Annotated in this window: 19 protein-coding genes; 13 read left to right on the top strand and 6 right to left on the bottom strand. The window is 68.6% G+C overall.

Annotation, left to right across the window (positions count from 1 at the left end; all coding sequences use genetic code 11):
• Positions 1-22 precede the first annotated feature (22 nt).
• The 4 genes from ML01_RS13660 to ML01_RS13650 all read left to right on the top strand — a co-directional run bounded on the left by ML01_RS13660 (position 23) and on the right by ML01_RS13650 (position 4,299).
• On the top strand, positions 23-3,175 hold the full coding sequence (locus ML01_RS13660) for a type I restriction endonuclease subunit R (protein WP_058555959.1): 3,153 nt from the start codon (positions 23-25) through the stop codon (positions 3,173-3,175).
• A 113-nt stretch (positions 3,176-3,288) separates the two neighbouring features.
• Positions 3,289-3,579, top strand: a complete 291-nt coding sequence (locus tag ML01_RS27305; RefSeq protein WP_254045252.1) for a DUF4160 domain-containing protein — start codon at positions 3,289-3,291, stop codon at positions 3,577-3,579.
• 19 nt (positions 3,580-3,598) lie between these two features.
• Positions 3,599-3,859 (top strand): DUF2442 domain-containing protein, encoded by a 261-nt coding sequence (locus ML01_RS13655; protein ID WP_216819178.1) that lies wholly within the window; start codon positions 3,599-3,601, stop codon positions 3,857-3,859.
• Between the two features lie 245 nt (positions 3,860-4,104).
• Positions 4,105-4,299, top strand: a complete 195-nt coding sequence (locus ML01_RS13650; RefSeq protein ID WP_058555957.1) for a hypothetical protein — start codon at positions 4,105-4,107, stop codon at positions 4,297-4,299.
• An 85-nt stretch (positions 4,300-4,384) separates the two neighbouring features.
• Here ML01_RS13650 and rsgA read toward each other — a convergent pair whose 3' ends face one another.
• The 6 genes from rsgA to ML01_RS13625 form a co-directional block, all read right to left on the bottom strand.
• The gene (gene rsgA, locus ML01_RS13645) at positions 4,385-5,473 is read right to left on the bottom strand and encodes a ribosome small subunit-dependent GTPase A (RefSeq protein WP_058555956.1); all 1,089 of its coding nucleotides are present in this window, start codon (positions 5,471-5,473) and stop codon (positions 4,385-4,387) included.
• Between the two features lie 69 nt (positions 5,474-5,542).
• On the bottom strand, positions 5,543-5,875 hold the full coding sequence (locus ML01_RS13640) for a P-II family nitrogen regulator (protein WP_058555955.1): 333 nt from the start codon (positions 5,873-5,875) through the stop codon (positions 5,543-5,545).
• A gap of 138 nt (positions 5,876-6,013) precedes the next feature.
• A complete protein-coding gene (locus tag ML01_RS13635; RefSeq protein ID WP_162268022.1) occupies positions 6,014-8,713 on the bottom strand; it encodes a DUF2309 domain-containing protein in 2,700 nt (899 codons plus the stop codon).
• A 25-nt stretch (positions 8,714-8,738) separates the two neighbouring features.
• Positions 8,739-9,287, bottom strand: coding sequence for a putative inorganic carbon transporter subunit DabA (locus ML01_RS28760; protein ID WP_156427717.1), 549 nt, complete (start codon positions 9,285-9,287; stop codon positions 8,739-8,741).
• A complete protein-coding gene (locus ML01_RS13630; protein ID WP_058555954.1) occupies positions 9,284-10,096 on the bottom strand; it encodes a hypothetical protein in 813 nt (270 codons plus the stop codon). Before ML01_RS13630 ends, ML01_RS28760 begins: the two co-directional genes overlap by 4 nt.
• Positions 10,097-10,111: 15 nt before the next feature.
• Positions 10,112-11,791 carry an NADH-quinone oxidoreductase subunit L gene (locus tag ML01_RS13625; RefSeq protein ID WP_058555953.1) on the bottom strand — a complete coding sequence of 560 codons (1,680 nt, stop codon included), beginning with the start codon at positions 11,789-11,791 and terminating at the stop codon, positions 10,112-10,114.
• A gap of 485 nt (positions 11,792-12,276) precedes the next feature.
• On the opposite strand from ML01_RS13625, the gene ML01_RS13620 reads away from it, so the two are divergent.
• The 9 genes from ML01_RS13620 (at position 12,277) to ML01_RS13580 (ending at position 19,952) form a co-directional block, all read left to right on the top strand.
• Positions 12,277-12,705, top strand: coding sequence for a hypothetical protein (locus ML01_RS13620; RefSeq protein WP_058555952.1), 429 nt, complete (start codon positions 12,277-12,279; stop codon positions 12,703-12,705).
• A 372-nt stretch (positions 12,706-13,077) separates the two neighbouring features.
• Complete coding sequence (locus ML01_RS13615) at positions 13,078-13,350, top strand: antitoxin (protein WP_058555951.1); 273 nt, start codon at positions 13,078-13,080, stop codon at positions 13,348-13,350.
• Entirely contained in the window at positions 13,350-13,754 is a 405-nt protein-coding gene (locus ML01_RS13610; RefSeq protein WP_058555950.1) for a PIN domain-containing protein, read from the top strand. The genes ML01_RS13615 and ML01_RS13610 overlap by 1 nt, the downstream gene beginning before the upstream one ends.
• Before the next feature lie 137 nt (positions 13,755-13,891).
• Positions 13,892-14,137: a hypothetical protein gene (locus ML01_RS13605; RefSeq protein WP_058555949.1), complete on the top strand. Its 246-nt coding sequence runs from the start codon at positions 13,892-13,894 to the stop codon at positions 14,135-14,137.
• 238 nt (positions 14,138-14,375) lie between these two features.
• Positions 14,376-15,770 carry a ribulose-bisphosphate carboxylase gene (locus ML01_RS13600; RefSeq protein WP_058555948.1) on the top strand — a complete coding sequence of 465 codons (1,395 nt, stop codon included), beginning with the start codon at positions 14,376-14,378 and terminating at the stop codon, positions 15,768-15,770.
• Between the two features lie 146 nt (positions 15,771-15,916).
• Positions 15,917-18,841 (top strand): AAA family ATPase, encoded by a 2,925-nt coding sequence (locus tag ML01_RS13595; RefSeq protein WP_058555947.1) that lies wholly within the window; start codon positions 15,917-15,919, stop codon positions 18,839-18,841.
• 295 nt (positions 18,842-19,136) lie between these two features.
• Positions 19,137-19,370 carry an addiction module protein gene (locus ML01_RS29630; RefSeq protein ID WP_058555946.1) on the top strand — a complete coding sequence of 78 codons (234 nt, stop codon included), beginning with the start codon at positions 19,137-19,139 and terminating at the stop codon, positions 19,368-19,370.
• Positions 19,367-19,654, top strand: a complete 288-nt coding sequence (locus ML01_RS13585; RefSeq protein ID WP_058555945.1) for a type II toxin-antitoxin system RelE/ParE family toxin — start codon at positions 19,367-19,369, stop codon at positions 19,652-19,654. Before ML01_RS29630 ends, ML01_RS13585 begins: the two co-directional genes overlap by 4 nt.
• A gap of 73 nt (positions 19,655-19,727) precedes the next feature.
• On the top strand, positions 19,728-19,952 hold the full coding sequence (locus ML01_RS13580) for a DUF4926 domain-containing protein (RefSeq protein ID WP_058555944.1): 225 nt from the start codon (positions 19,728-19,730) through the stop codon (positions 19,950-19,952).
• Positions 19,953-20,144 lie beyond the last annotated feature (192 nt).

Below are 20,144 nucleotides of genomic sequence, written 5' to 3'. Positions count from 1 at the left end.
GGCACGGTTGGGGTCAGCGCCAATGACCAAGCTCGCCGAAAGCCACGTCGAAGCCGCCACGCTCGCCTGGCTCGCGGAGCTGGGCTACAGCACCGCCCACGGCCCGGACCTGTCGCCGGACGGCGCCGCCCCGGAGCGCGCGAGCTACGCCGACGTGGTGCTTGTCGGGCGGCTGCGCGCGGCGCTGGCGCGCATCAACCCGCACCTGCCGGCGGCGACGCTGGAAGAGGTGGTGAAGAAGGTCCAGCAGACGGAGCTGCCGGACCTGGTCCAGGAGAACCGCCGCCTGCATCGGCTGCTGGTGGAAGGGGTGGATGTGGAGGTGGAGCGCGCGGACGGCAGCATCGGCGGCGACAAGGCCTGGCTGGTGGACTTTGCGGACCCCGCCAACAACGACTGGCTCGCGGTGAACCAGTTCGTCGTCATCGAGCATGGGCAACTGGGCACGCATGGGCGCCGCGCGGACGTGGTGGTGTTCGTCAATGGTCTGTCGCTGGGACTGCTGGAGCTGAAGAACCCCGGCGCCGAGAACGCGACCCTCGCCGGCGCCTACAACCAGATCCAGACCTACAAGGCGGACATCCCGAGCCTGTTTCGCACCAACGCCGTGCTGGTGACCGCGGACGGGCTGTGCGCGCGCATCGGCTCGCTGACGGCGAATCTGGAGCGCTTCATGCCCTGGCGCACCGTGGACGGCAGCGCGATTGCACCGAAGGGCGCGCCGGAGCTGGAGACGCTGCTCAAGGGCGTGCTCGCGCCGGGGCGCCTGCTGGCGCTGCTGCGGGACTTCACGGTGTTCGGCGACACCGGCGACGGCGTGGTGAAGATCGTCGCCGGCTATCACCAGTTCCACGCGGTGGAGCATGCGGTGACGGCGACAGTGCTGGCGTCGGCCCCGGCGGGCGACCGGCGCATCGGCGTCATCTGGCACACCCAGGGCTCGGGCAAGAGCCTGCTGATGTCCTTCTACGCCGGGCGCATCATCGCGGAGCCGGCGCTCGCCAACCCGACCATCGTCGTCGTCACCGACCGCAACGACTTGGACGATCAGCTCTTCGGCACCTTCAGCCTGTGCCGGGCGTTGCTGCGCCAGACGCCGCAGCAGGCGGACAGCCGCGAGGACCTGCAACGGCTGCTCGCGCGGCCCTCCGGCGGGGTGATCTTCACGACCATTCAGAAGTTCTCGCCGGCGAAGGGCGAGCAGGACTACCCGCTGCTGACGGAGCGGCGCAACGTCGTGGTCATCGCCGACGAGGCGCACCGCAGCCAGTACGGCTTCAAGGCGCGGGTGGACAAGCAGACCGGCGAGATCGCCTACGGCTTCGCGAAGTACCTGCGCGATGCGCTGCCGAATGCGTCGTTCATCGGCTTCACCGGCACGCCCATTGAGCAGGACGACATCAACACGCCGGCGGTGTTCGGCGAGTACATCGACGTCTATGACATCAACCGCGCCGTCGAGGACGGGGCGACGGTGCCGATCTACTACGAAAGCCGCCTGGCGCGCGTGGAGCTGGACGACGCGGCGAAGGCCGTGCTGGACGAGGAGGTCGAGGAGATCACCGAGGCCGAGGAAGCGGGCGAGCAGGAGCGCCTGAAGCGCAAGTGGTCCAACGTCGAGGCCGTGGTGGGCGCGCCGAGCCGCCTCACGCAGGTGGCCGAGGACCTGGTGGGGCACTTCGAGGCGCGCGTCGCCGGCATGGACGGCAAGGGCATGATCGTCTGCATGAGCCGGCGCATCTGCGTGGCGCTGTATGACGAGCTGGTGCGCCTGCGCCCCGACTGGCACAGCGACGACGACACCGCCGGCGCGGTGAAGATCGTCATGACCGGCTCCGCGGCGGACCCGGCGCCGTGGCAGCGGCATTTGGGCGGGAAGTCGCGCCGCGACCTGCTCGCGAAGCGGGCGCGGGACCCGGCCGATGCGCTGCGGCTGGTCATCGTGCGCGATATGTGGCTGACGGGCTTCGACGCGCCGTGCATGCACACGATGTACGTGGACAAGCCGATGCACGGCCACGGGCTGATGCAGGCTATCGCGCGGGTGAACCGGGTCTTTCGCGACAAGCCGGCGGGGCTGGTGGTGGACTACATCGGCATTGCGCAGCGGTTGAAAAGCGCGCTGCGGGACTACTCCGACAGCGACCGCCGCCAGGCCGGCATCGACGAGGCCACGGCCGTCGCGGTGCTGCAGGAGCAGGTCGAGGTGGTGCGGGCGATGTTCCACGGCTTCGACTACGCGCTCGGCATCAGCGGCCAGCCGACGGAGCGCCTGCAGGTGCTCGCCGGCGCCATCGACTGGATTCTGACCCGCGCGCAGGAGGCCGCGGCCAAGGAGGAGACGCCCGAGGGCAAGAAGCGCGCGCACCGGCGCTTCAGCGATGCGGTGCTGGCGCTGTCGAAGGCCTTCGCGCTCGCCGCCGCCAGCGATCTCGCGCGCGCCATCCGCGACGAGGTGGGCTTCTTCCAGACCGTGCGCGCGGCGCTCGCCAAGCCGACCTCGCGTGGCGCCAGGAGCGCGCAGGAGCGCGACCTGGCGATTCAGCAGATCGTGAGCCGGGCGGTGGTGTCCACCGAGATCGTGGACATCCTGCAAGCCGCCGGCATGCAGACGCCGGACATCTCGGTGCTGTCGGATGAGTTCCTGGCCGAGGTGCAGGGCATGGAACGGCGCAACCTCGCCGCCGAGGCGCTGCGCAAGCTCTTAAACGGCGAGATCCGCTCCCACGCCAAGAGCAACGTGGTGCAGACGCGCGACTTCTCCGCCCGACTGGAGGAGGCCATCGCGCGCTATCACAACAACGCGCTCACCACCGCCGAGGTCATCCAGGAGCTCATCAACCTCGCGAAGGCCATCCGCGCTGCCCGGGTGCAGGGCGAGGAGCAGGGGCTGTCCGCGGACGAGATCGCCTTCTACGACGCGCTCGCGGACAACCGGAGCGCGGTGGAAGTGATGGGCGACGCGAAGCTGCGCGTCATCGCCACCGTGCTCCTGACCCAGCTCAAGCAGAACGCCAGCATCGACTGGACCCGCCGCGACTCCGCCCGCGCCCGCATGCGCGTGCTGGTCAAGCGCATCCTGCGCCACTACGGCTACCCGCCCGACCTGCAAGACGCCGCCGTGCAGACCGTGTTGCAGCAGGCGGAGGTGTTGTCGGAGCGGTGGGTTGTATGATCGGTCACGGCGCCGCGGGCTCCGCGGTTCCGCATTGGCGCAGAGAAAAGCGCCAGCGCAATTGACTTCTGCGCGGGTCGCATCGGCGGCATCGATGAGATTGCGCAGCGCCGATTTCAGTATTCAAACGGAGAACTTGTCTATGCCGGAAATATCGCGGTTCTTCGGTATTATCATCAGGATGTTTTTTCGACGATCATGACCCGCCGCAGGTCCATGCGGAGTATTCCGGAAGCAAGGCTGTCTTCGACTTTCGGGGCAACGTCATCAAAGGTGATCTAGGCTCGCGTACAGCGACCAAGCTCGTTAGGGAATGGATTGACTTTCATCTCCTAGAGCTGGAAGAAGACTGGCAATTGGCCAGAAACAGCCAAACGCTCAAGAAGATCGACCCCCTACAATGAGGCTGCAAGCATGTGGAATATGAATGACGTGACCGAAATCTCTTACATCGGCGGCTACACTTACCATGTCATGTTTGACGACGGCACCGCCGGCGAGGTGGATTTTTCGCCGTACCTGAGTAAGGGGCCGGTGTTTGCACCGCTAAAGGATCCTGACTTTTTCAGGCTGGCCACAGTAGAAGGAGGCACCATCGCTTGGCCCAATGGGGCGGACATTGCTCCCGAGACGTTGTATGCAAACGTATCCGCCAGCTCCACTCCAGGCAACGAAGGGACCTGACAGCGGATTCTGCCGGGGAAGATCTGTGTTTCCGCGCGGCTCAACCGAGTCTCAGGGGCGACCGTGCCTTTTGGGCGCGAGATCCGGGACGCACCACGAAATCGCGCGGGCAATCGCCCGACCGGGTGGTCGGCGGCGTCGGCGCTGCGGGTATCCGACTGCCCCGACGCAGAGCACAGAGGGCGCGCAACTGTCAGCGCAACGGGCCGCGGAGCGGCCGGCGATGCGTCACACCGCGGAGCGGTGTGACGAGAAACCGGCGCGACGATGTCGCGGCGCAAGACACCCCGGAAGTCGCCAGAATCCGGGCCGAATTGGACAAGGCAAAAACGGCGCTGGAGCAGTTGGAGACTGCGCCGGGCGCGCGCGCCTGGGACAACCGCGGCCTGCTGGCGCGACTGAAGGGCGTGGTCCCCGCGGAAGCGCCGGGCGCAGCTTGAGGATCTGTTGCGAGTGACGCAAACGGCTGATCCCTGCGCAGCAGCGCCGGGGTCGTCGCGCCGCCAAGCACGATACCCGGTCTTGTCAGGACCGTCGGCGGGATTCGGACTCTTTCATGGTCCGCCGGACCATCTTGCCGAATGCGCGCTCCTTGGTGCGGCGCTCGGCGAGGCTCGCGGAGTTGAAGGCGTCCTCCGCGAGCAGCTTGCGCCAGCGCTGCAGCCGGGCCGGGTCGAGTCGGCCGTTGTCGATCGCGGCCCGGACGGCGCAGCCGGGCTCGCCTTCGTGCCGGCAATCGCCGAATCGGCATTGCGCCGACAGGGCCTCGATGTCCTCGAAGGTGTCGGCGATGCCGGCCTCGGCATCGGCCAGTTGCAATTCCCGCATGCCGGGTGTGTCCAGCACCAGGCAGCCACCGGGGATCAGGTGCAGCTCGCGACGGGTCGTGGTGTGGCGGCCCTTGGCGTCGTCTTCGCGGATGGCCTGCGTCGCGATGGCATCGGTGCCGGCAAGGGCGTTGGTCAGCGTGGATTTGCCGACACCCGACGAGCCCAGGAACGCGACGGTCCGACCCGGCTGGCACCAGGCAGACAGCGCCGTCGCCGGCTCGTCCCCACGGGCGTCGAGCGCAACCACCGGCACGCGCTCCGACACGGTGCGGGCGGCGTCGATCCAGGTCGGCAGGTCCGGGACGAGATCGGCCTTGGTCAGCACGATCACCGGCGTGATCCCGGCCTCGAAGGCCAGCGCGACATAGCGCTCCAGCCGGGCCAGGTTGAAATCCTGATTGCAGGAGGTCACGACGAAGGCCGTGTCGATGTTCGCCGCGATGAGCTGCACCTGCCGGTTCGTGCCCGGCGCTCGGCGCTTGACCAGGCTTTTACGCGCCAGCACGGGGCTCGCCCTGGGCTGCGCGCGATCGAGCAGCAGCCAGTCGCCCACGGTCGCATCGGCGCGCGGCGGAATGGCCTCGTCGATGCCGGCGCCAAGGATCTGAAGCCCGCTGCGGTGCACGGCGACGACGCGCACCGGCGGCGTGTCAGCCGGTGTCTCAGCGCCGATCTGTTCGGCAAAGAAGGGCTCCCAACCGAGTGCTTCGAGGGTCATTGGGTCGCGGCTGCCGGACCCGGCGCCGGCATTGTTGGGAAGCTGGGCGGAATCGTCAGGGTCCACTGGACTTGGCTCCTACTGGAATGCGGGATTGTGCAGCGCGTCGATCAACCGACCGGCGTGCCGCAAGCCTCACCCCACCGGCTGAAACTTCGCCAGCCGGCTGACCTGGATGTCGGTGCTGAAGACGACGCCCATGTGGCGGTTGAAGAATGGGGTCAGACCCTCCAGGATGGCCTCGGCGGTGTCGGCGGGCACGGCGGTGATGATCATCACCAGCACGTCGTCCTCGTTGAACATCAGGTGGGCGTCGTGGGCGCCATGGCTGCCTTTGCCCGAAAGATTGTGGACCATGGTCCAGCCGGTGACACCGGCGCGCTCCAGGAGATCGAGCACGAAGTCCTGCTGCTCGCCCTGGACGATGATCTCCAGCTTTTTCAATACGCTGTGCTTGAGCTCTTGCATGGGTTTGCCTCCGGGGTTGCCGCTCGGATGTGCGGACAGGGGCTCGCCGCGTGGGACTGGCTGAGCCTGATCGATGGGCACGCTTCGCGTTGCCCATCCTACGCGGGCAACGCTGCGGCCGTCGCCGCACCGGCGCGATCAACCCGGCAGCCGAATCGGCTGCGCCTCCCACCGCCCGCCGCCATCGGGCTCGTAGACATGCGCCCGGCCCGTCTGACCGTCCAGCACGATGAGCCTGATCCAGCCGTTCTGCACCAGCTCGCGGGGCTTGTAGAGCCGCGCGAGCAGGTCTTCGACCAGCGCGAGCGGCGCCTCGATGACGGTGATCAGACGCATGGGCTCGTGGTAGGGCCGTTCGCCGCGCAGCATGGTCTGGGCGGGCAGGCCGGTGCGCAGGTCGCTGACGTTGCCGGTGACGACGCCGAAGCGCCCGACGATGTTGTGGTAGACCTTGCTGCCGCTGCCGAAGGTCTCGTTGTCCACCACCGAGAAGAAGTGCTCCAGGTTGATCCACTGCGCGACGACCAAGGGGCCGGACAGGATGGTATCGAGCATCCGCCCCTGGGGGTCGACGCGCCAGTCGTAGCTGTGCAGGAAGGCGCGTCCCTTAAGGTCCAGCCCGCGGCTCAGCGCGCGGCGGCCGATGATGAAGGACGCATTCTTCGACAGCCCCCACTCCGGGCGCACTTGCGTCCAGTCGAGCGCGTGGCGCTTCACGCGCCGAGCGGCGGCGTCCGGCCCGGCGACGCCGCGCTCGCCGAGCTCGATGCAGCGCTCGGCGGCGCAGAGGCGCCCGGCGGCGGTGAGGTCCTCCTGGATGCCGCTCAGGCGCGTCAGCGCCGCGGGCGTGAGCTGGTCCAAGTCGAAGAGCCGCACCTCGTCCGTGGTGGTGTCGTGCAGCGCGGGGATGAAGTGCGTGTCGTCGGGGATCGAGATGCCCTGCCCGGCCAGCAGCTCGCGCACCTCGCGCCGGTTGGCCATGGCCGCGAAGATGCGCGCGTTCACCAGCCCCTGGTCGCCGCCGCAGGCGCCGCAGTCCAGAGCGGATTCATAGGGGTTGTTCTCGGACGTGCTGCCGTGGCCCACCACCAGCACCGTGCGCGCGAAGCCCGTCACCAGCCCGATGCCGCGCAGCGCCGCGCCCACGAGCTGCGCCTGGCGCTTGTGCCGGAAGCCGACCTTGGCCAGGTGCTCCAGTTGGATGCGGGCCTGGTCCGGGTTGACGCGGTACTCGGCCTGCAGGGTACGGATGAACACGGCCTCGGCGGCGGGCTCCACCGCGAAGCGCCGCGCAAACTCGCTCTGGCCCTTGCGGTTGCCGAGCGCGGTCTCGCGCAGCTCCCGGAGCATGGGGCTGGTGAGGTCCTCGCGCTTGGTGCCGAAGTGGCGCTCCACGGCGCGCAGCACCATCTCGTCCTGAAGGTTGGCGACCAGCTCGCGCGCATCGGCCTCGGAGATCTTGTCGATCAGGAGCCGCGCCGGCGGCTTGCGGCTCTCCAGGCGCTGCCGCCAGGTGTTGTAGGCGCGCGGCGCGAAGGTCTTGCCGACCATGTCGAAGCCGAACAGGAGGCCGACGGCTTCCACCGTCACGTAGGGCGCGAGCACGGTGTTCTTGAGGTCGTGCACCACCTCGTGCGCCAGCTCGTAGAGCGAGTGCGCGTGCTGCGCGTGGGTGTGCGGCATCTCCACGGCGACGTTCTTCGGCGTCACGATGGCCGGGCACAGCGCCGTCTCGTGGCCCTTGCCAAGCTCGACGAAGGCCACCGGCACGCCGAAGAAGCCGGCGATGCCGAAGGTCTCGTAATCGCCGACGGTCTCCAGATGGCGGCGCAGGCGCTCGGAGCGCACGTCGATGCAGCAGAGCGCCTGCACCTTGCCGCTCGGGCCGGCGTCGGCGGCGGCGGCTTGGTCGGGGGCGCCATCGGCGAGCCCATCGACCCCGGCGAGGAGCCGGCGCATCAGCGTGCGCTCCAGCGCCCGCGTCCAGAGCATGCCCTCGCCGGCCTTGGCGGCGTAGATGGCGTCGATGATCCGGTGCAGCGCGGCGTCGTCGCGGGCGAGCAGCGCAGCGCGCGGGATGCCGGCCTGCTCCGCCATCAACTGCACGCGCCGGGCGCGGGTGCAGGCCTCGCGGGCGAGCTTCTCGCGCTCGTACTCGGCGTAGAGGGCATCGATGCGCGCGGGGTCGCGGGAGTCGAGCGCCACCTCGATGCGGTGCGCAAAGTCCGGCAGCACGGTGCCGGCGTTCAGCTCCCGGCGCAGCACGCATTCGTGCGGCTGGGCGGCGGCGAAGGCGCTGAGCGCGGGCCAGCGCAGATCGCGCTTCAGGCGGCGGCCGGTATCCTGAAGCAGCGCCAGCGCCAGCACCAGCCGGATGGCCATGTAGTCCACCAGGTCGGCGGGGTTGCGCTGCTGCCAGTAGTAGTGGCGGGCCTGCGCGCGCCAGCGCACGAAGCCGGCCCAGCCGTGCAGCCGCGACAGCTCCACGGTGAAGTAGTCCATCCAGCGCGGCTCGGGGACGCCGAGCTCGGTCATGACGAGGTCGATCATCGACTCCGGGTCGTCGGTGCGGTCGAGGATGGCGGCGACGTCGAGCCCGCGCATCCTGAGCCGACGGTTGCGCCGCGCGATGTTGGCCCAGCCGCGGTAGAGCCCCTGCTTGCGCCCCGGCATGCGCCAGACGGACTGCCCTTCGTCGAAGAAGTCCATCAGCCCCTTGATCAGCAGCTCGTTCAGCGTCTCGCCAATGCGGGTGCCGAAGAGCTGATCGGCGGCGTCGCAGAGCGTGAGGTCGCGGCCGAGCTGTTCGGCGAGCGGTGTTGACGTGCGGACGGTCATGGCGGGCTCCGGCGGGCGCGACGCGTCAGGCGCGCTCGCCGCCACGGCGCAGGCACGCGAGCACCTCATCGGCGCCGGGCTCGCGGTCGCCCGGGGCGGGCTGGCTCGTCGCCGTCAGCATCGCGAGCAGCACCTCACGCAGCAGGGCGCCGACGTCGTCCGCGGCCTGCGCGTCCTGCGGACCATGCTCGGCGAGCCAGACGGCGACGAAAGTGTCGATCTCGGCGGCGATGTCGGCGCGCTCGATGCTGCCTTCTGCGAGCATGCGCTGGTAGTCCGTGCGCGGCAGCCAGCCGCGGGCGTGGAAGAGGCGCGTCGCCTCGGCGACGGCCTGCTCGAAAGGCAAGTGCTCCAGCCCATGCAACGGGTTGTGGTGGATGAAGTTGCGCATGGGCCAGAAGAAGGGCAGCACCTCCCCCGCCACGGTCACCATGCTGCGGATCTTGAGCCGCTTGCCGAGGGGCGGGCGATGGCGGCCGTCGTCGGCGGCAAGCGTTGCGGCAGACGCGGGCGCCGAACCCGGCACCGCACCCGCGTGCCCATCTGCGGTCACGTCATCAAAGGTCGCACTCACAGCATCCCCTCCAGCAGCAGCAGCCCGAACAACGCCAGCACCAGCATGCCGCCACCATGCAGCAGCACGGCGCGGCGGTCCAAGTCCGCGTAGTCGAGATCGGCGCGCGGCTCGCCGAAGACGATGCCGGACAAGAGATTGACGCCGGCCCAGGTCCAGAACAGCCAGGCGAGTCCAAGCGGCACCAGCGTCAACAGCTCATTGGCGGCGACGCCGCCGAAGGCCAGCTCCGCCACCGCGAAGAACCCCGGCGAGAACGGCACCGCGATGGCCACGAGCACGGCGGCGACGAACAGCGCCGAGAAGCGCGGCATGCAGAGCCCAAGCCCCGGATAGAGCCCGGTGCGGGCGATGCCGAAGCGCCGCGTCAGCCCATCGAGCAGGAACCACAGCGGCAATAGCGACGCACCGAGCCCGAGCGCCGGCAACAGCGGCGGCACGCCGTGCGCGATGCCGACCCACACCAGCGCGAGCGCCGAGGTGTAGAGCTGGCCGACCCAGATCTGCCCGTCCCGCGCGGACAAGAGCCGGAAGGCGTACAGCATCGACGTGAGCCCGCCCCAGACCCCGAAGGCGCCGACCAGCCAGCCGGCACCGTCGCCGGCCAGCCACAGCCCCGCCTGCACCAACAGCACGCCGGGGACCGGCAGCCCGAGCAGCAGCGCGGCCTTCGCGCCCGGCCGCGCGAGCCGATCGTCGCCGCCCGCCGGCTGGCGCTGCACGAAGCGATTGACGACCATGCTGAGCGGGAACAGCGGCAGGCAGACGCCGGCCAGCAGGAACAAGACAAGCGCGAGCAGCGTGCCCATGGCCAATCCCGCCCGTCAAACCCAGCGCAGCAGCGCGTTCAGCCGTCGCGACGCGGCGAGCAACTGCTCGCCCATGCGGCTGTAGAAGTCCGCGACGTAAAACTCCCGCGACAACAGCGCATAGAGCCTGAGATACGGCTCGCGGAAACGCCGCGTCAGCGGCTCCTGCGCCGCCTCTGAGCGGAACACGATGAGCCAGCCGGCGGAGATCAGCACCATCAGCAGCACCAGCACCAGCGCGAAGGTCGCGGCATTCACCGACGCCGCGCCGTACAGCGCCTCGCGGAAGGCCGGGTCCGGAAACAGCAGCGCGTCGAAGGCGTGGCCCATGACCACGTAGGTCAGAATCACGGCCGCGAAGGACAGCACCACGTACAAGAGCACCGTAAAGGGCCGCTCGGCGCCGATCTTGTAGACAAAGAACAGCGTCTGCGCGCCGGTGATCCAGCCGAACAAGAGCAGGATCAGCGCGCCCTGGTGATGCAGAAAGCCCTGGTCGATGAGCTGGTGCGCGCCGAACACGATGACCAGCGGCACCGTGATGGTGATGCCGGCGAACACCACCCAAGACAACGGCGGATGCGGCACCTTGCGCTCCACCATGAACTTGTAGATCTCGCCCTCCGGGATGTTCGGGTCCTTGCGGGCGTTGGCGATGATGGCCCCGGAGCCGAGAAACAGCGTCGCCTTGAACACGCCGTGCGCAATCAAGTGATAGATCGCCAGCGAGAAGGCGCCGAGCCCGCACTCCATGACCATGTAGCCCATCTGGCCCATGGTCGAGTAGCCGAGCGCCTTCTTGATGTCGCTCTGCATCAGCATCATCAGCGAGCCCATGATGGTGGTGATGAGCCCCACCGCGAAGGCCACGAGCAGCACCGACTGCGTCTCGACGAACACCGGCGCGAAGCGGTTAATCAGGAACCCACCCGCGTTGACGATGCCGGCGTGCATCAGCGCCGACACCGGTGTCGGGCCGTCCATGGTGTAGGGCAGCCAGGTGTGCAGCGGGAACTGCGCGGACTTCGCGAAGGCCGCGAGCAGCACCAAAAAGCCCAAGGTCTCGGCGAGCGGCAGGCCGAGCAGCGTGGTCTGCTCCGGGTTGGCGGCCACCGCGTCGAACAGCGCCGGGATGCTGAGCGTGCCGTAGCCGTGATAGGCGAGCGCGATGGCGGCCAACAGCGGCAGGTCGCCGACGCGATGCGTGAACAGCGTCCAGAAGGCATAGCGGTTGGCCGCCCGCCGACGCATGTCGTGGTTCAGCAGAAAATAAAGACAGACGCCGAGCAGGTGCCAGCCGAGCAATAGGGTCAGCAGGTCGCCCGCCAGCACCATCAGCAGGATGATGGCGATGATGGCATCGAGCAGCACGAAGAAGCGCGTGTAGGCCGGGTCGTCCTGCATGTAGCGCACGCTGAACACGTGCACCACCAGCCCCACCGCGCTCACCAGCACCGCCATCAGCGTGCTGAGCGCATCCACGTACAGCGTAAAGAGCCCGAGCCCGACGCTGACCAGCGCCGCCTCGCCCTGACCCAGCCGCCACGCAAACAGCACCACGGCCAGCACGAAGGTCAGCGCGCTCGCGGCGACGCTGATGCGCGCGATGCCCTCGCCGAGCCGCGGCGCGCTCACCTGCACGGCGAGCGCGGAGCACAGCATCAACAGCACGAGCGTGTAGGCGAGCAGGGGCATGGATGCGTGCTTAGGCGATTTCTGTCAAAAAACATACCGCCTGGCTTGTCTTTTCGCCCGCCTTCTGCGTCGCGGCAGCGGGTGCATAGTTCGACTATGCACCCGCTGCCGCTCCTTGAAGGCAGACGAAAATCCTGCGCCATTCGGTACGTTTTTTTCCGGCAATCGCCTTATTCCTTCCGGTCGGGTGGTCTTGTCGGGGAAGCCGCCGGCAAACCCCGCAGAACCAGGGCGACCGGCATGGACGCAGCAGCCGTCTGGCCCTGCCGGCGGCGGAGTCTAGCAGGAAGCCGCCAAGCCTTCGCCCGATCGTTTGCCGCAGGTCAGGGCTCAGGGGCCTTGAAAAGCGAGGCCCCCGCCCCGCAGAGACCGACTACCTCAGTAGGTTATGCCGTGCCGGCGCAAGACCGTGGCCCCGCGGTCCGCCGAGCGCGCCGCGCCGGGGATGGCGCCCCCTGTCCACTGCCGCATCCGCGAGGTGCCCCATGCCACCCGTGCCGATTCAGAACGCCGTCAAAAGGTCCGCTCCTGCCGAGATCCCCGGCGAGTGCTTCAACCTGTTTCGCCGCGCACAGCGCCTGTGCGGCGACTCCCTGGAATTCTGCCTGCCCGGTCTGCCCGGCAACTACCTGCGCGCCACGGACCAGGAATGGCGCGTCTGGAACCGCCGGCTGCGAGCCGACCTGATGAGCTGGCACGGCTTCCGCGTCACCGCCCGCAGCGGCCTGGCGGAGCCCGTGCCCTGCGAGCTCAGCATCCACCATCCCTACAGCCGCACCATCGTGCACCGGGTGCACGACGCCACCACGACCCACCTGCGCAAGCTGATGCAGCAGCATGCCCCGGCCGAGCGCGGCCAGGTACTCGCATGGCCGGGCCGGCGCGCAAGCCGCACCGCCGACCACCCTCGCTGACGGACCGGGCCCGGAATGGCCGACGCGCCTGCAGGGCGCCTCCGGCATCCACATCGGCACCATGGGTTACGGCAAGACGGAGGGCGACGCCGACGACCGAGGCATCGCCTACATGGTCGAAACCCCGCATCGGCGGGGTTTTTCGTGTCCGGCCAAGCCTCGCGTCTAGGGCGGATCGATCGTAGCGCCGCCCCACAAACCGCGCGACGCCCATCCCACTCTAGTCACTGGATCGGCCACGAGAAAGGCTTCCCTCCAGGCAGGCCTCCAAGCGCCACAACAGCAATCCTTGCCGCAGGACTGGCATCGTCGGCACCGACGAGCTAAGCTCAGCCTATGCTAACGACCTATGCAAACGGAGGCCAACCCGGTATGAGCGTTGAGCCAATCCAAGCCCCCGCTGCCGAGCGCCCCGCCCCTCGCACCGCCCGCCTGTTCCGCAACGGCGCCAACCAGGCCGTGCGCCTGCCGCGGGGCCTGGAAATCGACGCCGACGAGGTCCTGATCCACCGCGAAGGCAACCGCATCGTGCTGACGCCGAAGCCCCGGTCCTGGGATGACTACTTCGCCGGCGGACGGAGATTGGCGGACGATTTCCCCGACACCATCGACGACGCCCCGCCCCAGTCCAGAGAAGGCTTCTAATGCGCTGGATGCTGGACACGGACACCTGCATCTTCGTCATGAAGCACCATCCGCCGCAGGTCCGCGCGCGACTGCGGCGGGCTGCCATCGGCGAGGTCGGCATGTCAGCCATTGTCCTTGCCGAGCTTGAATTGGGTATCGCCAAGAGCAAGCGGCGCGACGACAACGCCGCCGCGCTGGAAGACTTCCTCGCCTACTGCATCGTCCGCGACTGGCCGCAAGAGGCCGCGAGCGCCTACGCCGACATCCGCGCGAGCCTCGAAGCGCAAGGCACGCCAATCGGCAGCAACGATCTGCTCATCGCCGCGCATGCCCGGCATCTCGGCAGCACACTCGTCACCAGCAACACCGATGGATTCCAACGGGTTGCGGGACTGAAGCTGGAGAACTGGCGCGAGTTGTAGGTCCGCAGCGCGGACCTTGCCCGTCATCGGCGCTTGGCGCGACGCTGCTGAACTGCCCCTGGCGAGCACGCGGCAACTACCGGCGCGGCACGGACCAGGAATGGCGCGTTCGGAACCGCCGGCTGCGCGCCGACCTTATGACCTGGCACGGCTTCCGGCTCACCGCCCGCAGCGGCCTCGCCGAGCCCGTGCCCTGCGAGCTCAGCATCCACCATCCCTACAGCCGCACCATCGTGCACCGGGTGCACGACGCCGCGGCGACGCACCTGCGCAAGCGCTTGGCGCAGCATGCCCCGGCCGCGCCGGGCTTGGTGCTCGCGTGGCCGGGCCGAAGGGCGAGCGCCGCGAGCCCCGGCCCGGCCGACGCATCGGCCTGTCCATAACCGACTATCCCGCACAACCAATACGCAGACCGAGATCAGTCGCATAAGACTATTCGCATATTCGCGAAGCCAATAAGCCGCTAACCTCTGCGCCCTCAACCGACCGGGCGCTTGCTTCACGCCGTCGTCGCCGCCTCAGCGCGGAGACGGCGGCCGACCGACTGAATGGATCGAGCGCCGCCCCAAGCGCGTCGGCGTGGGCCACCACGCCGCACCACTGATTGCAAGGAGACAAACCATGGCACTCGACCAATCCGCCCGCTACGCCGATCTCAGCCTGCGCGAGGAAGACCTCATCGCCGGCGGCAACCACATCCTCTGCGCCTACCGCATGCAGCCCAAGGCCGGCTACGGCTACCTGGAGGCCGCCGCGCACTTCGCCGCCGAGTCCTCCACCGGCACCAATGTCGAGGTCTGCACCACGGATGAGTTCACCAAGGGTGTCGATGCACTGGTCTACCGTGCGGACGAGGCCACCGGCGACATGCGCATCGCCTACCCGCTGGACCTGTTCGATCGCAACATGATCGACGGGCGCATGATGCTGGTGTCCTTCCTGACGCTCACCATCGGCAACAACCAGGGCATGGGCGACATCGAGAACGCCCAGATGATCGACTTCTACATGCCGCCGCGCGCTTTGCAGCTCTTCGACGGCCCGGCCACGGACATCTCCAAGCTCTGGCGCATTCTGGGCCGCCCGGTTGCCGACGGCGGCTACATCGCCGGCACCATCATCAAGCCCAAGCTCGGCCTGCGCCCGGAGCCCTTCGCCGCAGCCGCCTACGCCTTCTGGCTCGGCGGCGACTTCATCAAGAACGACGAGCCCCAGGGCAATCAGGTCTTTGCGCCCACCAAGCAGGTCATGCCGCTGGTGGCAGACGCCATGAAGCGCGCGCAGGACGAGACGGGCGAGGCCAAGCTGTTCTCGGCCAACATCACCGCCGACGACCACTATGAGATGTGCGCCCGCGCCGACTTCATCCTGGAGACCTTCGGCCCGGATGCCGATAAGGTCGCCTTCCTGGTGGATGGCTTCGTCGGCGGCCCCGGCATGATCACCACCGCGCGCCGGCAGTACCCGGATCAGTACCTGCACTACCACCGCGCCGGCCACGGCATGATCACCTCGCCCAGCTCCAAGCGCGGCTACACGGCCTTCGTGCTGTCCAAGATGGCACGCCTGCAGGGTGCCTCCGGCATCCACGTCGGCACCATGGGCTACGGCAAGATGGAAGGCGACGCCGACGACCGCGTCATCGCCTACATGGTCGAGCGCGACAGCGCCGACGGCCCGGTCTATCACCAGGAGTGGCTCGGCATGCGCCCCACCACGCCCATCATCTCCGGCGGCATGAACGCGCTGCGCCTGGTCGGCTTCTTCGAGAACCTAGGCCACGGCAACATCATCAACACCGCCGGCGGCGGCTCCTACGGCCACATCGACGGCCCGGCCGCCGGTGCCCGCTCGCTGCGCCAGGCCTACGAGTGCTGGAAGGCCGGCGCCGACCCCATCGAATGGGCCAAGAGCCACAACGAGTTCGCCCGCGCCTTCGAGTCGTTCCAGCACGACGCGGACCAGATCTTCCCCGGCTGGCGCGAGGCCTTCGGCGCGAAGGTGGCCACCGCCTGATCCCGTCGCCGATCTCGGCTGAATGAAACCCCGCTTCGGCGGGGTTTTTTGTGGCTGCGGCGAAGCACATTGGTCACTGGACCGGCGACGCCCATTCCGGTTGAATCCGCAAACACCCACCAGCGCACATCACGGATGAGCTCCCCATGAGCAACCACCCCGCCCACAGCCCCTTCGTCGGCCGCGACGCCGAGCTCGCGCGGCTGCGAGCCGCCTGGGACCAGGTCACCGCCGGCGAGCCGCGCTTCCTCGTCTGGACCGCCGACACCGGCCTCGGCAAGACCCGGCTGGTGCAGGCCTTCTATGAATGGCTCAGCACCCAGCGCGACGCCCGCGACCCGGACGGCTACTGGCCGGACGCCTTGAGCGTCAGCGGCCGCACGCTGGAGGTGAACCCCGAGTTCACCCCCACCGACGGCCCACGACCGGACATCCCCTGGCTCTGGTGGGGCCTGCGCTTCACCGACAGCAAGTACGAGCGCGGCATCGCCGCGTCCACCTGCGGGCTGGTCAACGCCAAAGGGCACCTGCAACCCCACCTGGAGCCGCTGGTGCGCGCCCGCCACGGCCGCGCGCTGACCACCGACGCCGCCCGCACCACCGCCGGCATCTGGGCCAACCTATTCTCCGCCGGCATCTTCGGCGCCGTGCTCGACGGGTTCAGCGTCTTCGAGCTGGAGCGTGAGCGCCGGCGCCTGGACGCCCCGCTGACCGGCATCGGCGAGCAACAGTCGCGCGAGCGCCGCGACGCGGTGGAAGACCTGCTGGCGCTGTTTCGCGACCTGCTCGGCGGCGGCATCGCCTGCGCGCCGGAGGACGACGCCCGCCCCCGCAAGCGCCCCATCCCCTGCGCCCTGATCCTGGACGACGCCCAGTGGGCGGACATCGACACCCTGCGCTTCCTGGAGACCCTGTACCGCGAGGCGCTGCGCGAGCACTGGCCGCTGCTGGTGCTCTGCACCCACTGGCAGCAGGAATGGAACCTGCACAAGCAACAGGCCGGCACGCCCAACCCCAAGCCGGAGCCGCGCTCCATCGCCGACCTGTGCCAGCGCATCGCCGCCCCGCGCGGCGGGCGCGGCGCCGGCTGCTGCGAGGTCATCCCGCTGCCCCGGCTGCCGGACCCGGACCTGCGCCCGGTGCTCGCCGCCGCGCTGCCCGGCGTCACCTTTGATCAGGCCGGCGCCCTGCTGGCCCGCGTCGGCGGCAACCCGGGCTTTCTGGTGGACCTGATCGCCTATGCGCGCACCACCCCGGACACCTTCGAGCAGGACGACCCGTCCGCGGCACTCACCCTGGAAGGGTTCCAGGACTTGCTCGAAACCTCCGCGCTGGATCAGCGGAACCTCATCGAGAAACGCTTCCGCGAGCTGGACAAAGACCTTCAGCAAACCCTGGCGCTCGCCAGCTACCAAGGCGCCCGCTTCCTGGAGGAACTGCTGCTGGAGGCCGCACGACGCCTGGAGGATGCGCGCTGCTCAGGCGACCAACTGCGGCGTGCCCATGACCCACACGCGGTGATCGAGCGCGTCACCACCGACCCGACGCCGCCCGCCAGCGAGTTCCGGCACCGCAGTTGGTACGAGGTCGCGAACGACTACCTCGGCAAGCCGCAGCAACGGACGCGCAGCCGCGCCTTCGCCGAGCAGCTCCGGGCGGTGCTCACCGACTGGCGCACCACCGGCCGCCTCGCCGAGCTGGACGCCCGCGACCAGATCCTCGCCCTGAACCTGCTCGCCGGCGAGCTGCGCCGCGCGCTGGATATCGGAGCTAGTGTTGCCGATGCGCAGACTCCGCATCTTCTCCGAGCCACACGCGCGGACCTGGTGCGCTTGCACCAGGCTGCCGGCGATACGCGCCAAGCTGCCACGGCCGCCGGCGAGCTGCTGCAAGGCACCTGGGACCGGGTCCAGGCCGGCCAGCCCCAGTTGCTGGTCTTGAAAGGAGAACCCGGCCTCGGCAAAACCCGGCTGGTTCAGGCCATCTACGAGTGGCTGAGCACAGCGCAAGACGCCCGCGATCCGGACGGATACTGGCCTGACCGCATGAGTATCAGTAGGCGCCCGCTGGATACCAGTCACCGCCTGCTGGATGTGAACCCGGAGCTTTCGGTAACCGACGGCCCTCCCGCCCGCATCCCCTGGCTGTGGTGGGGTCTTAAGTTCTTCGACAATCGCTACCTGCGAGGCTTCGCCACGCCCTGCGCGCTGGTGGACGCCATGGCCTATCTGCAACCTCACCTGGAGCCCGTGGTCCGAGTTCGGCATGGCCGCGAATCGACGACCGAGGCTGCCAAGACCACCGTCCGCATCTGCGCCAGCCTCGGCATCGTCGGCACCGCCTTGGACGCACTAGGCGTCGGCGACGTCAGTCGCCAGCCCGCCACGCTTGGCTCGAGGCTACCTTCGATCGGCGAGCAACGTTCCAGCACGCGCTTGGATGTTGTAGACAAGTTGCGTGCTCTGTTCCGCGACGTGCTCTGGTGCGGTGGCGCGAGCGCGCGTGATATGTCCAAGAAGGACTCCATCCCCTGCATTCTGGTCCTCGACGACGCCCAATGGGCGGACGTCGACACGCTGCGCTTCGTCGAGAGCCTTTACTACGATGCCCTGCGCGACCGGTCACCGCTGCTCGTGCTCTGCACCCTCTGGCAAAGGGAATGGGACCTGCAGCAACAGCAGGCGCGCACGCCGAATCCCGACCCAGAGCCACGCTCTATCGCCGACCTCTGCCAGCGCATCTCTGCCCTGCCCGGCAGGGGAGCCACCGACTGCTGCGAGGTCATCACGCTGCACCCGCTGCCTCACCAGAACCTGCGCCCGGTGCTGGCTGCCGCACTACCCGGCGTCTCCGAGGCTCACGCCGACGTGCTGCTCGCCCGCATCGGCGGCAACCCCAGTTTTCTGATGGACCTGATCGCTTACGCCCGTTCGAAGCCGTGGCTTTTCGAGCGCAAAGACACCAGCGCAGCACTCACGCCGAAGGGGCTCCGGGAGTTGGTTGAGACAACGGATCTGGACCATCTCCATCTCAGCGAGAAACGTTCCCGCGAACTCGACGGAAAGCCATAACGAAACCTTGGGGCTTGCGAGCAAGGCATGCGCTTGCACCTCGCGACACCGCTCCCGCGGTGTCGCGCCTCTGTGGGCGCTCCGCGCCTTGGGCAGCAAGACCCGCCAGCACGCCCGCCCGAGCAGACGGCGCATGGCGCGGAGCGCCGACGGACGGGTGACACCGTGGAACGGTGTCACCAGATGCCGAGTCGGGGGCGGTCCGCGCCTCGAACCCCATGCCCTTTGCCAACCGGCACCCGGTCTCCCCGGAGTGTATGCTGACCCGCAACCTGCTGAACGCGAGGTAATACCGATGACGCAAAAGACCGAACAGGTGCTGGCCGATGCCCTGCGGCTCGACGCAAACGCGCGGGCCTTGATTGCGGAGACGCTGCTGGAAAGCCTCGATGGTGAGAGCGACGCCGAGGTCTCCGACGCCTGGCGGACAGAGATCCTCCGTCGCGCCGCGGAGCTCGACAGCGGCGCCGTCACGGCGCTTGACGGCGACCAGGTGATGCGGGAGCTGAGGGCCAAGTACGGCCGATGAGAGTCCACTGGCACCCGAGTGCCCGTGACGAGGCCGACCTGGCTGCGGCCTTTTACCAGCGTCAGCGGGAGGGCCTAGGCAGGCGCTTTCTGGACAGCCTGGACGACGCGGTGGCCAGAGCCTCCGCACGACCCGGCATCTACCCAACGCTGGCGCCCGGCATTCGCAAATGCAGGCTTAAGACCTTCCCGTATGCCTTGGTCTTCCGAGGCGAGCGCGAGATCCAGATTCTCGCCGTCATGCATGCCAGGCGCACACCGGACTATTGGCGGAATCGCGCCTAGTTGCTGGCAACTCGCGACACCGCTGCCTCGGCGTCGCGCCGCTGCTTTGAGCATCAACCTCACCGGAGTTGCCATGCACAACATCATCACACCCCACGCAGTCGTCGCTCTCACCAAAGACCTGCCGGAGCATGGCCTGCTGGCCGGCCAGGTGGGGACCGTGGTGGAGACGCTCGGGCCGGAGATCTTCGAGGTGGAGCTCAGCGACGACGAGGGCCGCGCCTACGCCTTTGCGCCGGTGTCGGCGGACCGGCTCTTGCTGCTGCGCTGGTCACCCGCGGCGGCGGCGGCGGACTGAAGTCCGCCATCCCCGGGTGCCGACTGAAGTCGGCGTACCCGGGAGCGGGCGCGCTACGCTCCCGCGCTCGTGCTGCGGCTCTGCCGCGGCATTCCGTCCCGGCGGCGCTGCCGCCCGCGTCGCGCCCTTTGCGGCGGAGCCGCCAAGAGGCCCTGCCGAGGCAGGCTCGCCACCAGTCCCAACATCGCCGGT

This window comes from Thiohalocapsa sp. ML1 (assembly GCF_001469165.1).
Taxonomy (GTDB): Bacteria; Pseudomonadota; Gammaproteobacteria; order Chromatiales; family Chromatiaceae; genus Thiohalocapsa.
Note: the sequence above shows the minus strand (reverse complement) of the source record. Positions and strands in the feature narration are given on the sequence as shown.